At 65.1% G+C, this 15,271-nt stretch carries 9 protein-coding genes and 2 rRNA genes; 9 read left to right on the top strand and 2 right to left on the bottom strand.

The features are described 5' to 3' along the window. Positions 1 to 130: 130 nt before the first annotated feature. Genes ACFW5B_RS27240 through ACFW5B_RS27225 form a run of 4 tightly spaced genes read left to right on the top strand, consistent with a single transcriptional unit; the run spans position 131 to position 4,996 of the window. Positions 131 to 2,350 carry a polyribonucleotide nucleotidyltransferase gene (locus ACFW5B_RS27240; protein WP_386444847.1) on the top strand — a complete coding sequence of 740 codons (2,220 nt, stop codon included), beginning with the start codon at positions 131 to 133 and terminating at the stop codon, positions 2,348 to 2,350. Then, entirely contained in the window at positions 2,347 to 3,726 is a 1,380-nt protein-coding gene (locus ACFW5B_RS27235) for a M16 family metallopeptidase (protein ID WP_386444844.1), read from the top strand. Before ACFW5B_RS27240 ends, ACFW5B_RS27235 begins: the two co-directional genes overlap by 4 nt. A 57-nt stretch (positions 3,727 to 3,783) precedes the next feature. Further along, complete coding sequence (dapB, locus tag ACFW5B_RS27230; protein WP_386444841.1) at positions 3,784 to 4,536, top strand: 4-hydroxy-tetrahydrodipicolinate reductase; 753 nt, start codon at positions 3,784 to 3,786, stop codon at positions 4,534 to 4,536. A gap of 4 nt (positions 4,537 to 4,540) precedes the next feature. Next, positions 4,541 to 4,996 (top strand): hypothetical protein, encoded by a 456-nt coding sequence (locus ACFW5B_RS27225; RefSeq protein ID WP_386444838.1) that lies wholly within the window; start codon positions 4,541 to 4,543, stop codon positions 4,994 to 4,996. Between the two features lie 57 nt (positions 4,997 to 5,053). On the opposite strand, the gene ACFW5B_RS27220 is transcribed toward ACFW5B_RS27225, so the two are convergent. After that, positions 5,054 to 5,611: a PH domain-containing protein gene (locus tag ACFW5B_RS27220; protein WP_386444835.1), complete on the bottom strand. Its 558-nt coding sequence runs from the start codon at positions 5,609 to 5,611 to the stop codon at positions 5,054 to 5,056. A 101-nt stretch (positions 5,612 to 5,712) separates the two neighbouring features. Then, positions 5,713 to 5,949 carry a hypothetical protein gene (locus ACFW5B_RS27215; protein WP_386444832.1) on the bottom strand — a complete coding sequence of 79 codons (237 nt, stop codon included), beginning with the start codon at positions 5,947 to 5,949 and terminating at the stop codon, positions 5,713 to 5,715. Positions 5,950 to 6,179: 230 nt separating this feature from the next. Between ACFW5B_RS27215 and thyX the strand changes: the two genes are divergently transcribed. The 5 genes from thyX to ACFW5B_RS27190 form a co-directional block, all read left to right on the top strand. Further along, complete coding sequence (gene thyX, locus ACFW5B_RS27210) at positions 6,180 to 6,938, top strand: FAD-dependent thymidylate synthase (RefSeq protein ID WP_386444829.1); 759 nt, start codon at positions 6,180 to 6,182, stop codon at positions 6,936 to 6,938. 198 nt (positions 6,939 to 7,136) lie between these two features. After that, a complete protein-coding gene (gene dapA, locus ACFW5B_RS27205; RefSeq protein ID WP_386444826.1) occupies positions 7,137 to 8,036 on the top strand; it encodes a 4-hydroxy-tetrahydrodipicolinate synthase in 900 nt (299 codons plus the stop codon). Between the two features lie 114 nt (positions 8,037 to 8,150). Next, a complete protein-coding gene (locus ACFW5B_RS27200; protein WP_386444823.1) occupies positions 8,151 to 9,836 on the top strand; it encodes a ribonuclease J in 1,686 nt (561 codons plus the stop codon). Between the two features lie 600 nt (positions 9,837 to 10,436). Continuing rightward, a 16S ribosomal RNA gene (locus ACFW5B_RS27195) occupies positions 10,437 to 11,965 on the top strand. 301 nt (positions 11,966 to 12,266) lie between these two features. Next, positions 12,267 to 15,271 (top strand): 23S ribosomal RNA (locus ACFW5B_RS27190); the annotation flags it as partial.

Below are 15,271 nucleotides of genomic sequence, written 5' to 3'. Positions count from 1 at the left end.
CCCCGGATGATCCATGGAGAACATGGTCCGCACTCCGGGTGCTTCGATCGAAGACCGGCCCGTACCGGCGCTCCACCGAAGACGGTCCCCTGCCACACGGGCAGCGGACACATACGAGGAGATATTCCTGGTGGAGAACGAGACCCACTACGCCGAGGCCGTGATCGACAACGGTTCCTTCGGCACCCGCACCATCCGCTTCGAGACGGGCCGCCTGGCCAAGCAGGCCGCCGGCTCCGCCGTGGCGTACCTGGACGACGACACCATGGTGCTGTCGGCCACCTCCGCTTCCAAGACGCCGAAGGACCAGCTGGACTTCTTCCCGCTGACCGTCGACGTCGAGGAGCGGATGTACGCGGCCGGGAAGATCCCCGGCTCCTTCTTCCGCCGTGAGGGCCGCCCCTCCGAGGACGCGATCCTCACCTGCCGTCTGATCGACCGGCCGCTGCGCCCCTCCTTCAAGAAGGGCCTGCGCAACGAGATCCAGATCGTCGAGACGGTCATGGCGCTCAACCCCGACCACCTCTACGACGTGGTCGCCATCAACGCCGCCTCCTGCTCCACGCAGCTCGCCGGCCTGCCCTTCTCGGGCCCCGTCGGCGGCACCCGGGTCGCCCTGATCAACGGCCAGTGGGTGGCGTTCCCGACCCACACCGAGCTGGAGAACGCGGTCTTCGACATGGTCGTGGCCGGCCGTGTCCTCCCGGACGGCGACGTCGCGATCATGATGGTCGAGGCCGAGGCCACCGAGAAGACCATCCAGCTGGTCAAGGACGGCGCGGAGGCCCCGACCGAAGAGGTCGTCGCCGCCGGTCTCGAGGCCGCCAAGCCCTTCATCAAGGTCCTGTGCAAGGCGCAGTCGGACCTCGCCGCCAAGGCCGCCAAGCCCGTCGGCGAGTTCCCGGTCTTCCTCGACTACCAGGACGACGTCCTGGAGGCGCTCACCGCCGCGGTCAAGGACGAGCTCTCCCAGGCGCTGACCATCGCCGGCAAGCAGGACCGCGAGGCCGAGCTGGACCGCGTCAAGGCCGTCGCCGCCGAGAAGCTGCTCCCGCAGTTCGAGGGCCGCGAGAAGGAGATCTCCGCCGCGTACCGTTCGCTGACCAAGAGCCTGGTCCGCGAGCGCGTCATCAAGGAGAAGAAGCGCATCGACGGCCGCGGCGTCACGGACATCCGTACGCTCGCCGCCGAGGTCGAGGCCATCCCGCGGGTGCACGGCTCCGCGCTGTTCGAGCGTGGCGAGACCCAGATCCTGGGCGTGACCACCCTCAACATGCTCCGCATGGAGCAGCAGCTGGACACCCTTTCCCCGGTGACCCGCAAGCGCTACATGCACAACTACAACTTCCCGCCGTACTCCGTCGGTGAGACCGGCCGCGTCGGCGCCCCCAAGCGCCGCGAGATCGGCCACGGCGCGCTCGCCGAGCGCGCCATCGTGCCGGTGCTGCCGACCCGCGAGGAGTTCCCCTACGCGATCCGCCAGGTCTCCGAGGCGCTGGGCTCCAACGGCTCGACGTCCATGGGCTCGGTCTGCGCCTCGACCATGTCGCTGCTGAACGCCGGTGTGCCCCTCAAGGCCCCGGTCGCCGGTATCGCCATGGGCCTGATCTCCCAGGAGATCGACGGCCAGACCCACTACGTCGCCCTCACCGACATCCTCGGTGCGGAGGACGCCTTCGGTGACATGGACTTCAAGGTCGCCGGCACGAAGACCTTCGTGACCGCCCTCCAGCTGGACACCAAGCTGGACGGCATCCCGGCCTCCGTCCTGGCCGCCGCGCTCAAGCAGGCCCGCGACGCCCGTCTGCACATCCTCGATGTGATGAACGAGGCGATCGACGTTCCGGACGAGATGTCCCCGAACGCCCCGCGGATCATCACCGTCAAGATCCCGGTGGACAAGATCGGTGAGGTCATCGGCCCCAAGGGCAAGATGATCAACCAGATCCAGGAGGACACCGGCGCCGACATCACGATCGAGGACGACGGCACGATCTACATCGGTGCCGCCGACGGCCCGGCCGCCGAGGCCGCCCGCGCCACGATCAACGGCATCGCCAACCCGACCATGCCGGAGGTCGGCGAGCGCTACCTGGGCACGGTCGTCAAGACCACCACCTTCGGTGCGTTCGTCTCCCTGCTCCCGGGCAAGGACGGCCTGCTGCACATCTCGCAGATCCGCAAGCTCGCCGGTGGCAAGCGCGTGGAGAACGTCGAGGACGTGCTCGCGGTCGGCGCCAAGGTCCAGGTCGAGATCGCCGAGATCGACCAGCGCGGCAAGCTCTCCCTGATCCCCGTGATCGAGGAAGAGGATGCGGCCGCGGACACGAAGGACGACGCCGCCAAGTGACGTCCCGTACGCACACGACGACGGCCCGCACCTCCACGGAGGGGCGGGCCGTCGCCCGTACCCAAACGCTTCTCAAGGGCACCGCGGGCGCCGGTACGGTCCGCCGGACCACCCTCCCCGGCGGTCTGCGCGTCGTCACCGAGACACTGCCGACGGTCCGCTCCGTCACCTTCGGGATCTGGGCGAACGTCGGCTCCCGCGACGAGACCCCGACCCTGAACGGCGCCACGCACTACCTGGAGCACCTGCTCTTCAAGGGCACCGAGCGGCGCAGCGCACTGGACATCTCCGCGGCCGTCGACGCGGTCGGCGGCGAGATGAACGCCTTCACCGCGAAGGAATACACCTGCTACTACGCGCGGGTGCTGGACACCGATCTGCCGCTCGCCATCGACGTGGTGTGCGACATGCTCACCGGTTCGCTGGTGGAGGCCGAGGACGTGGACGCCGAGCGCGGCGTCATCCTCGAAGAGATCGCGATGACCGAGGACGACCCGGGCGACTGCGTGCACGACCTGTTCGCGCACACCATGCTCGGCGACACCCCGCTCGGCCGCCCCGTCCTGGGCACCGTCGACACCGTCAACGCCCTCACCCCCGAGCGCATCCGCCGCTTCTACAAGAAGCACTACGACCCCACCCACCTCGTCGTCACGGCCGCCGGCAACATCGACCACGCCAAGGTCGTCCGCCTGGTGCGCCGCGCCTTCGAGCAGGCCGGGGCCCTGGACCGGACGGACGCCGTCCCGATGGCGCCGCGCTCCGGCAGCCGCGCCATCCGCACCGCCGGCCGTGTCGAACTGCTCAACCGCAAGACCGAGCAGGCCCATGTGATCCTCGGGATGCCCGGCATGGCGCGCAACGACGACCGGCGCTGGGCGATGGGCGTGCTGAACACCGCCCTGGGCGGCGGGATGAGCTCCCGCCTCTTCCAGGAGGTCCGCGAGAAGCGCGGCCTGGCCTACAGCGTGTACTCGTACACCTCGGGCTTCGCCGACTGCGGGCTGTTCGGCGTCTACGCCGGCTGCCGCCCCAGCCAGGTGCACGACGTCCTCAAGATCTGCCGCGACGAACTCGACCAGGTGGCGTCCCACGGCCTCACCGACGACGAGATCCGCCGCGCGATCGGCCAGCTGCGCGGCTCCACCGTCCTCGGTCTGGAGGACACCGGCGCGCTGATGCACCGCCTCGGCAAGAGTGAGCTGTGCTGGGGCGAGCAGATGTCGGTCGACGAGATGCTCTCCCGGATCGCGACGGTCACCCCGGACGAGGTGCGCGAGGTGGCCCGGGACATCCTGGGCACCCGGCCCTCGCTGTCCGTCATCGGCCCCCTGAAGGAGCGGCAGGCGGCCCGGCTGGACGACGTCGTCGCCTAGGCGGCGCCGCGGACACCACCAAGAGGCCGCGACACCACAAGAGAAAGACGGGAAACGATGAGCAAGCTGCGCGTGGCCGTACTGGGAGCCCAGGGACGCATCGGCTCCGAGGCCGTACGGGCCGTCGAGGCCGCCGAGGACATGGAGCTGGTCGCCGGGCTCGGCCGGGGCGACAAGCTGGAGACGCTGGTCGAGGCCGGCGCCCAGGTCGTGGTCGAGCTGACCAACCCCGGCGCGGTGATGGGCAACCTCGACTTCTGTGTCCGTCACGGCATCCACGCGGTGGTCGGGACGACCGGATGGACCGATGAGCGCCTCGCGCAGCTGCGCACCTCGCTCGCCGCCTCCCCCGGGGCGGGCGTGCTGATCGCCCCGAACTTCTCCATCGGTGCGGTGCTGACCATGCAGTTCGCCCAGCAGGCGGCCCGCTTCTTCGAGTCGGTCGAGGTCGTCGAGCTGCACCACCCGAAGAAGGCGGACGCCCCCTCCGGCACCGCGGCCCGCACCGCCCAGCTGATCGCCGCGGCACGGCAGGAGGCCGGCTGCGCACCGCAGCCGGATGCCACCAGCACCGCGCTGGACGGCGCCCGCGGCGCGGACGTGGACGGCGTCCCCGTGCACTCCGTACGGCTGCGCGGTCTGCTGGCCCACCAGGAGGTGCTGTTCGGCGGCGAGGGCGAGACCCTCACCATCCGCCATGACTCCCTCCACCACAGCAGCTTCATGCCGGGCATCCTGCTCGGTGTGCGCCGGGTGGTGAACACTCCGGGCCTGACCGTCGGCCTGGAAAACTTCCTCGACCTGGGCTGACGGCATGGGCGGAAAGATCACCTACTTCTTCCTCGCCACCGTGCTGGTCCTGGTGTTCGGCGTGGTGGCGCTGGAGGGCGTACTCCTCCTGCTGACCGGCGAGCCGGCTGCCATGGGCATGGGAGCGGTGGCCTTCCTGCTGCCGTGCGTCGGCGGCTGGTTCCTCTGGCACAACACCCGCTTCGCCCGCGACGCCCACCGGCTGGCGCGGGTGCTGGAGGCCGAGGGCGGGCTGCCCGCCGACGAGTTGGCGCGGACCCCCGGCGGCCGGATCGACCGGGATGCGGCCGACGCGGTCTTCGCCCGGCGACAGGCCGAGACGGAGGAGGCGCCGGGCGACTGGCGTACGTGGTTCCGGCTCGCGGTCGCCTACCACGACGCCCGGGACACCCCGCGCGCCCGTAAGGCGATGCAGCGCGCCATCGCCCTGCACGACGGCAAGCCCGTCCGGACCGCCTGAGCCGTCCCGCGGACCGGGGCGGACGGGCCCCGGCCCGGGGGGCGGACGGCCCCGGGCTCAGTCGCGGTGCTCCGCCGCCCATGCCTCCAGGACGTCCGCGGCCCGCTCGAAGGCCTCCGGACGCGACAGGAAGTCGCCGTTGTGGTCCGTGACCAGGGTCCGCAACCTCTCACCGCCGGTCCGCTCGATGACCAGGGCCTGGCCCTGGACCGTCCGCGGCAGCCCCAGCCACCGCACCGGCTGCTGACGGGTGCGCACGGAGGCGACGGCGCTCCACGGCTCGGTCACCGTACGCAGCAGATTCACCTGCCGCAGACCCTGCGCGCTGACCCACAGACCGACGCGCAGCAGCCGTAGCGCGAGGGCGATCATCAGCGCCCCCACCAGCGCACAGACCGCGGCGCCGGGCAGCGAGCCGGCCATCGCGATGATCATCGCGGAGAGCAGGACGAACGAGGCGAGCAGCAGAAGCACCGCCGCCGCCCCTACACGCCACGGTCCGGGGCGGTAGGGACGGCGCCAGTGGCCGGGCTCGTCATGCGGGAGTGCGGCGGCATCCACGGCACCGGGATCGAGATCGAGGTCGCGGTCGGCCGTCAGGAAGGGCAGGGGCACGGCTGGTCCTCACTCATGGGCACGCTGACGGAAGCTGTGACCGGTGAGGCTATCGGGACCGGCGGGGTGGAACCACTTCGTGGCACACGCCGCCCGTCCGATCAGCGATGTGCCTCGGACTGATGGACCCGGCTCGGCCCGGAACTGTCCTGCTGCAGGGCGGGAACGCCGAACAGCAGGGCGCCGACCAGGCCGCCCACGACTGTCAGCGTGATGAGAGACTGGCCGAGGAGCTGCGCGCGCGAAGCGCGCTGACGCGGCGGGGGAGTGACATTGCTGCGGAACCGGTCTGCCTCGGCAACGAAGGCGAACGGGACGGGCTCTCGCCGGCGGAACATGAGCGGGCTCTCCTAGGAACCTCGAAGTGGGCACTGTCACAGGGTTAGACGTCTGAGCCGTCCGTTTGGTGCCCGTTATCAGGGACTTCTGTGAAAAATATCAACCGCCGCTCCCCGTGCTGCTATAACGCGCCCGATTTGCGGCTAACGCGGCATCATGTCCACTTCCCCGGGCTGTCAGTGGCGGGCCGTAGGCTGGTCGCGCACGAAACGATTGGAAGGAACCGCCGGTGTCCCAGACCCCCGCCCAGAGCACTGAGAGCTCCGACAGTGCAGCCGTCAGCTTCCGGAGCGAGGTGACGGTCGAGCTGGTCAAGCACAGCGCCGCGGACAGCGATGTGCTGTGGGCGGCCCGTGTCTCCACGGCCGGCGAGCAGTCCCTCGAGGAACTCCAGAAGGACCCGGAGCGCTCCAAGGGCTTGATCAACTTCCTGATGCGGGACCGGCACGGCAGCCCCTTCGAGCACAACTCCATGACGTTCTTCATCAGCGCGCCGATCTTCGTCTTCCGCGAGTTCATGCGGCACCGCGTCGGCTGGTCGTACAACGAGGAGTCCGGCCGCTACCGCCGGCTGGAGCCGGTTTTCTACGTCCCCGGCGAGTCGCGCAAGCTCGTCCAGCAGGGCCGCCCCGGCAAGTACGAGTTCGTCGACGGCACCCAGGAGCAGCACGAGCTCACCGGCCGCGTCATGGAGGACTCCTACCGCCAGGCGTACGAGGCCTATCAGGAGATGCTTGCCGCCGGTGTCGCCCGCGAGGTCGCCCGCGCGGTGCTCCCCGTCGGCCTGTTCTCCTCCATGTACGCGACGTGCAATGCCCGCTCCCTGATGCACTTCCTCGGTCTGCGCACGCAGCACGAGCAGGCGAAGGTGCCGTCCTTCCCGCAGCGCGAGATCGAAATGGTCGGCGAGCAGATGGAGGCCCAGTGGGCCAAGCTCATGCCGCTCACGTACGGCGCATTCAATGCGAATGGCCGGATCGCTCCGTAAGGCCGCAGGTTGCGGGCCGGATCCCGGAGCGCACGGGACGGTCCGGCGAAGTGTCCGGATTGCGACACTTTGAGAAGTTCATCTACGCTGAACAGACGGACCCGGCACTGCTTGAACCCCCGAGCAGGCAGTGCCGGTGTCCACATCCCTGCTCCCCAGAGGCGCATCCCGCGGTGAGCTACGAGTAGCGTGGGACCCATGGCTCCGACTTCCACACCGCAGACCCCCTTCGGGCGGGTGCTGACCGCCATGGTCACGCCGTTCACGGCGGATGGCGCTCTCGACCTCGACGGCGCGCAGCGGCTCGCCGCCCATCTGGTGGACGCCGGCAATGACGGCCTCGTCGTCAACGGCACCACCGGAGAGTCCCCGACCACCAGCGATGCGGAAAAAGCGCAGCTGGTACGGGCCGTGGTCGATGCGGTCGGCGATCGTGCCTTTGTCGTTGCCGGAGCCGGCACCAACGACACCCACCACAGCCTCGAGCTGGCCCGTGCCGCCCAGGACGCCGGCGCCCACGGCCTGCTCGCGGTGACGCCGTATTACAGCAAGCCCCCGCAGGAGGGCCTGCTCCGCCACTTCACGGCCATCGCGGACGCCACCGAGCTCCCGGTGATGCTCTACGACATCCCCGGCCGCAGCGGTGTCCCGATCAACACCGAGACCATCGTCCGGCTCGCCGAGCACCCCAGAATCGTCGCCAACAAGGACGCCAAGGGCGACCTCGGCCGAGCCAGCTGGGCCATCGCGCGCTCCGGTCTGGCCTGGTACAGCGGCGACGACATGCTCAACCTCCCGCTGCTCTCGGTCGGCGCCGTCGGTTTTGTCTCCGTGGTCGGCCATATCGTCACCCCCGAGCTGCGCGCCCTCCTGGACGCCCACCTCAACGGTGACGTCACCAAGGCCACCGAGATCCACCAGAAGCTGCTGCCCGTCTTCACCGGCATGTTCCGCACCCAGGGCGTCATCACGACCAAGGCCGCGCTCGGCCGCCAGGGTCTGCCCGCGGGTCCGCTGCGGCTGCCGCTCGTGGAGCTCTCCCCGGAGGAGACCGAGCAGCTGACGCGCGATCTCGCCGCCGGCGGGGTACAGCTCTGATCACAGACTTCATAACTGAATACGGACCAACAATCGCCCTACAGCAAGTGCACGAATGTCATGCGCGCCACGTGCCCTCGACGGCAGCGTGGCGCGTGTGGTGAGGAGAGTCTTTTGAGTCATCCGCATCCTGAGCTCGGCGCCCCGCCGAAGCTTCCCAAGGGTGGCCTGCGCGTCACCCCCCTCGGCGGCCTGGGTGAAATCGGCCGCAACATGACGGTCTTCGAGTACGACGGCCGGCTGCTGATCGTCGACTGCGGAGTGCTCTTCCCCGAGGAGGAGCAGCCCGGAATCGACCTGATCCTTCCGGACTTCACGTCGATCAGGGACCGTCTCGACGACATCGACGGCATCGTGCTCACGCACGGCCACGAGGACCACATCGGTGGCGTCCCCTACCTCCTGCGCGAGAAGCCGGACATCCCGCTCATCGGCTCCAAGCTGACCCTCGCCCTCATCGAGGCGAAGCTCCAGGAGCACCGCATCCGCCCCTACACCCTTGAGGTGAAGGAGGGGCACACCGAGAAGATCGGCTCGTTCGACTGCGAGTTCGTCGCGGTCAACCACTCGATCCCCGACGCCCTGGCCGTCGCCATCCGCACCCCCGCGGGCATGGCCGTGCACACCGGCGACTTCAAGATGGACCAGCTCCCGCTGGACCGCCGTCTGACCGACCTCCCCGCCTTCGCGCGGCTCGGCGAGGAAGGCATCGACCTTCTCCTCTCCGACTCCACGAACGCCGAGGTCCCGGGCTTCGTCCCACCCGAGCGGGACATCTCCAACGTCCTGCGCACGGTGTTCGCCAATGCCCAGAAGCGCATCATCGTCGCCAGCTTCGCCAGCCATGTGCACCGCATCCAGCAGATCCTCGACGCGGCCCATGAGTACGGTCGCCGGGTCGCCTTCGTCGGCCGCTCGATGGTCCGCAACATGGGCATCGCCCGCGAGCTGGGCTACCTGAAGGTCCCCGCCGGCCTGGTCGTCGACGTCAAGACGCTGGACGACCTCCCCGACGACGAGGTCGTGCTGGTCTGCACCGGCTCCCAGGGCGAGCCGATGGCCGCCCTCTCCCGGATGGCCAACCGTGACCACCAGATCAGGATCGTCCAGGGTGACACCGTGATCCTGGCCTCGTCCCTGATCCCGGGCAACGAGAACGCGGTCTACCGCGTGATCAACGGCCTGACCCGCTGGGGCGCGGACGTGGTCCACAAGGGCAACGCCAAGGTCCATGTCTCGGGCCACGCCTCGGCCGGCGAGCTGCTGTACTTCTACAACATCTGCAAGCCGAAGAACCTCATGCCGGTGCACGGCGAATGGCGCCACCTCCGGGCCAACGCCGAGCTGGGCGCACTGACGGGCGTACCGAAGGACCGGATCGTCATCGCCGAGGACGGCGTGGTGGTCGACCTGGTCGACGGCGTCGCCAAGATCGTCGGCAAGGTCCAGGCCGGCTATGTCTACGTCGACGGCCTCTCGGTCGGCGATGTCACCGAGGCCCATCTCAAGGACCGCCGCATCCTCGGCGACGAGGGCATCATCTCGGTCTATGTGGTCGTGGACAGCACCACCGGCAAGATCGTCGGCGGCCCGGACATCCACGCCCGTGGCTCGGGCATCGACGACGCGGCCTTCTCCGGCGTGGTCCCCAAGATCGACGAGGCCCTGGCCAAGTCGGCGCAGGACGGCATCACCGAGCCTCACCAGCTCCAGCAGCTGGTCCGCCGCACGGTCGGCAAGTGGGTGTCGGACAACTACCGCCGTCGCCCGATGATCCTTCCCGTGGTCGTCGAGGTCTGACGCACAGAGCCGTACGAACGTACGCAAGTAGGAGCGGGGCGCCCGGATTTGCATCCAGGCGCCCCGCTCCAGTACGTTTACGGCTCCGCCTGAACGGGAAGCGCCGCACGCTGTGCGTACGGAGCACCCCGAGACACAGGACGGAATTCCGGCCCAGAGCAATCTGATAAAGTCGGATCAGCCGAAAGGCAACCCCCTCCGATGGGAAATCGGAACGAATTCGAACCGGAAACGGAACGGAATCGGATCTGGTAAGGTCGGAACCGCGAAGAAGCTGAAAGGCCGAAACGCACCGGAAAATCAGAACCGCAAGGATCTGATAGAGTCGGAAACGCAAGACCGAAGGGAAGCGCCCGGAGAGCCTGGTGAAACAGGCGCAAAGGAAGCGTCCGTTCCTTGAGAACTCAACAGCGTGCCAAAAGTCAACGCCAGATATGTTGATACCCCGTCGACCGGAAACATCCGGGAGATGAGGTTCCTTTGAAAGTCCTACCAGCCATGTGCCGGTAGGCAATACACAGCGAGGACGCTGTGAACCGTGAGGACTATTCCTCCGAACGGTTCCGCTCAACGCGAGTGTCACCCGATTACGGGTAAACATTCACGGAGAGTTTGATCCTGGCTCAGGACGAACGCTGGCGGCGTGCTTAACACATGCAAGTCGAACGATGAACCGGCTTCGGCCGGGGATTAGTGGCGAACGGGTGAGTAACACGTGGGCAATCTGCCCTTCACTCTGGGACAAGCCCTGGAAACGGGGTCTAATACCGGATACGACACACGACCGCATGGTCTGTGTGTGGAAAGCTCCGGCGGTGAAGGATGAGCCCGCGGCCTATCAGCTTGTTGGTGGGGTGATGGCCTACCAAGGCGACGACGGGTAGCCGGCCTGAGAGGGCGACCGGCCACACTGGGACTGAGACACGGCCCAGACTCCTACGGGAGGCAGCAGTGGGGAATATTGCACAATGGGCGAAAGCCTGATGCAGCGACGCCGCGTGAGGGATGACGGCCTTCGGGTTGTAAACCTCTTTCAGCAGGGAAGAAGCGAGAGTGACGGTACCTGCAGAAGAAGCGCCGGCTAACTACGTGCCAGCAGCCGCGGTAATACGTAGGGCGCAAGCGTTGTCCGGAATTATTGGGCGTAAAGAGCTCGTAGGCGGCTTGTCGCGTCGGATGTGAAAGCCCGGGGCTTAACCCCGGGTCTGCATTCGATACGGGCAGGCTAGAGTTCGGTAGGGGAGATCGGAATTCCTGGTGTAGCGGTGAAATGCGCAGATATCAGGAGGAACACCGGTGGCGAAGGCGGATCTCTGGGCCGATACTGACGCTGAGGAGCGAAAGCGTGGGGAGCGAACAGGATTAGATACCCTGGTAGTCCACGCCGTAAACGTTGGGAACTAGGTGTGGGCGACATTCCACGTCGTCCGTGCCGCAGCTAACGCATTAAGTTCCCCGCCTGGGGAGTACGGCCGCAAGGCTAAAACTCAAAGGAATTGACGGGGGCCCGCACAAGCAGCGGAGCATGTGGCTTAATTCGACGCAACGCGAAGAACCTTACCAAGGCTTGACATACACCGGAAAACCCTGGAGACAGGGTCCCCCTTGTGGTCGGTGTACAGGTGGTGCATGGCTGTCGTCAGCTCGTGTCGTGAGATGTTGGGTTAAGTCCCGCAACGAGCGCAACCCTTGTTCTGTGTTGCCAGCATGCCCTTCGGGGTGATGGGGACTCACAGGAGACTGCCGGGGTCAACTCGGAGGAAGGTGGGGACGACGTCAAGTCATCATGCCCCTTATGTCTTGGGCTGCACACGTGCTACAATGGCCGGTACAATGAGCTGCGATACCGCGAGGTGGAGCGAATCTCAAAAAGCCGGTCTCAGTTCGGATTGGGGTCTGCAACTCGACCCCATGAAGTCGGAGTTGCTAGTAATCGCAGATCAGCATTGCTGCGGTGAATACGTTCCCGGGCCTTGTACACACCGCCCGTCACGTCACGAAAGTCGGTAACACCCGAAGCCGGTGGCCCAACCCCTTGTGGGAGGGAATCGTCGAAGGTGGGACTGGCGATTGGGACGAAGTCGTAACAAGGTAGCCGTACCGGAAGGTGCGGCTGGATCACCTCCTTTCTAAGGAGCACTTCTCACCAGTTTCGGCTGGTCAGAGGCCAGTACATCAGCGAATGTCTGATGCTGGTTGCTCATGGGTGGAACGTTGACTATTCGGCGCACTTGATTGGTTGTCACTAGTACTGCTTCGGCGTGGAACGTGGGGACGGGTCGGGTGGGCCGGGCACGTTGTTGGGTATCTGAGGGTGCGGACTTGAGTCTGGACCTTCGCGATGCCGGCCCCAGTGAACTCAGCCTTCGGGTTGGGGTGGTGGGTGGCTGGTCGTTGCTTGAGAACTGCACAGTGGACGCGAGCATCTGTGGCCAAGTTTTTAAGGGCGCACGGTGGATGCCTTGGCACCAGGAACCGATGAAGGACGTGGGAGGCCGCGATAGGCCCCGGGGAGCTGTCAACCGAGCTTTGATCCGGGGGTGTCCGAATGGGGAAACCCGGCAGTCGTCATGGGCTGTCACCCGCTGCTGAACACATAGGCAGTGTGGAGGGAACGCGGGGAAGTGAAACATCTCAGTACCCGCAGGAAGAGAAAACAACCGTGATTCCGGGAGTAGTGGCGAGCGAAACTGGATGAGGCCAAACCAGTCACGTGTGATACCCGGCAGGGGTTGCGTGGCTGGGGTTGTGGGATCTCTTTTCTGCAGTCTGCCGGCTGTGGGACGAGTCAGAAACCGTTGGTGTAGGCGAAGGACATGCGAAAGGTCCGGCGTAGAGGGTAAGACCCCCGTAGCTGAAACATTAACGGCTCGTTTAAGAGACACCCAAGTAGCACGGGGCCCGAGAAATCCCGTGTGAATCTGGCGGGACCACCCGTTAAGCCTAAATATTCCCTGGTGACCGATAGCGGATAGTACCGTGAGGGAATGGTGAAAAGTACCGCGGGAGCGGAGTGAAATAGTACCTGAAACCGTGTGCCTACAAGCCGTGGGAGCGTCGCACAAGGACTTGTTCCTTGTGTCGTGACTGCGTGCCTTTTGAAGAATGAGCCTGCGAGTTTGCGGTATGTTGCGAGGTTAACCCGTGTGGGGAAGCCGTAGCGAAAGCGAGTCCGAAGAGGGCGTTGAGTAGCGTGCCCAAGACCCGAAGCGGAGTGATCTAGCCATGGGCAGGTTGAAGCGGAGGTAAGACTTCGTGGAGGACCGAACCCACCAGGGTTGAAAACCTGGGGGATGACCTGTGGTTAGGGGTGAAAGGCCAATCAAACTCCGTGATAGCTGGTTCTCCCCGAAATGCATTTAGGTGCAGCGTCGTGTGTTTCTTGCCGGAGGTAGAGCACTGGATAGGCGATGGGCCCTACCGGGTTACTGACCTTAGCCAAACTCCGAATGCCGGTAAGTGAGAGCGCGGCAGTGAGACTGTGGGGGATAAGCTCCATGGTCGAGAGGGAAACAGCCCAGAGCATCGACTAAGGCCCCTAAGCGTGTGCTAAGTGGGAAAGGATGTGGAGTCGCAGAGACAACCAGGAGGTTGGCTTAGAAGCAGCCACCCTTGAAAGAGTGCGTAATAGCTCACTGGTCAAGTGATTCCGCGCCGACAATGTAGCGGGGCTCAAGTACACCGCCGAAGTCGTGTCATTCATACAACAGCCCTAACGGGTGTGTGGATGGGTAGGGGAGCGTCGTGTGCCGGGTGAAGCAGCACCGGAAGGTAGTTGTGGACGGTTCACGAGTGAGAATGCAGGCATGAGTAGCGATACAAGAGTGGGAAACTCTTGCGCCGATTGACTAAGGGTTCCTGGGTCAAGCTGATCTGCCCAGGGTAAGTCGGGACCTAAGGCGAGGCCGACAGGCGTAGTCGATGGACAACCGGTTGATATTCCGGTACCCGCTTTGAAGCGCCAAACATCGAGCCCATTAATGCTAAGGCCGTGAAGCCGCCCTGATCTCTTCGGAGTTGAGGGGAGTGGTGGAGCCGCTGACCCAAGGTGGTAGTAGGTGAGTGATGGGGTGACGCAGGAAGGTAGTCCAGCCCGGGCGGTGGTTGTCCCGGGGTAAGGGTGTAGGGCGCTGTCCAGGTAAATCCGGACAGTACGTAGCCTGAGACCTGATGCCGAGCCGATTGTGGTGAAGTGGATGATCCTATGCTGTCGAGAAAAGCCTCTAGCGAGTTTCATGGCGGCCCGTACCCTAAACCGACTCAGGTGGTCAGGTAGAGAATACCGAGGCGTTCGGGTGAACTATGGTTAAGGAACTCGGCAAAATGCCCCCGTAACTTCGGGAGAAGGGGGGCCATTTCTGGTGATGAGACTTGCTCTCTGAGCTGGGGGTGGCCGCAGAGACCAGCGAGAAGCGACTGTTTACTAAAAACACAGGTCCGTGCGAAGCCGTAAGGCGATGTATACGGACTGACGCCTGCCCGGTGCTGGAACGTTAAGGGGACCGGTTAGTCGACCTTCGGGTTGGCGAAGCTGAGAACTTAAGCGCCAGTAAACGGCGGTGGTAACTATAACCATCCTAAGGTAGCGAAATTCCTTGTCGGGTAAGTTCCGACCTGCACGAATGGCGTAACGACTTCTCGACTGTCTCAACCATAGGCCCGGTGAAATTGCATTACGAGTAAAGATGCTCGTTTCGCGCAGCAGGACGGAAAGACCCCGGGACCTTTACTATAGCTTGATATTGGTGTTCGGTTCGGCTTGTGTAGGATAGGTGGGAGACTGTGAAGCGGCCACGCCAGTGGTTGTGGAGTCATTGTTGAAATACCACTCTGGTCGTGCTGGATGTCTAACCTGGGTCCGTGATCCGGATCAGGGACAGTGTCTGGTGGGTAGTTTAACTGGGGCGGTTGCCTCCTAAAGGGTAACGGAGGCGCCCAAAGGTTCCCTCAGCCTGGTTGGCAATCAGGTGTTGAGTGTAAGTGCACAAGGGAGCTTGACTGTGAGACTGACGGGTCGAGCAGGTACGAAAGTAGGGACTAGTGATCCGGCGGTGGCTTGTGGAAGCGCCGTCGCTCAACGGATAAAAGGTACCCCGGGGATAACAGGCTGATCTTCCCCAAGAGTCCATATCGACGGGATGGTTTGGCACCTCGATGTCGGCTCGTCGCATCCTGGGGCTGGAGTCGGTCCCAAGGGTTGGGCTGTTCGCCCATTAAAGCGGTACGCGAGCTGGGTTTAGAACGTCGTGAGACAGTTCGGTCCCTATCCGCTGTGCGCGTAGGAGTCTTGAGAAGGGCTGTCCCTAGTACGAGAGGACCGGGACGGACGAACCTCTGGTGTGCCAGTTGTCCTGCCAAGGGCATGGCTGGTTGGCTACGTTCGGAAAGGATAACCGCTGAAAGCATCTAAGCGGGAAGCCTGCTTCGAGATGAGG

The sequence above is a fragment of the Streptomyces sp. NPDC058773 genome (assembly GCF_042746015.1).
Taxonomy (GTDB): domain Bacteria; phylum Actinomycetota; class Actinomycetes; order Streptomycetales; family Streptomycetaceae; genus Streptomyces.
The sequence above is the reverse complement of the archived record's forward strand: the minus strand, read 5'-3'. Positions and strand labels throughout refer to the sequence as shown.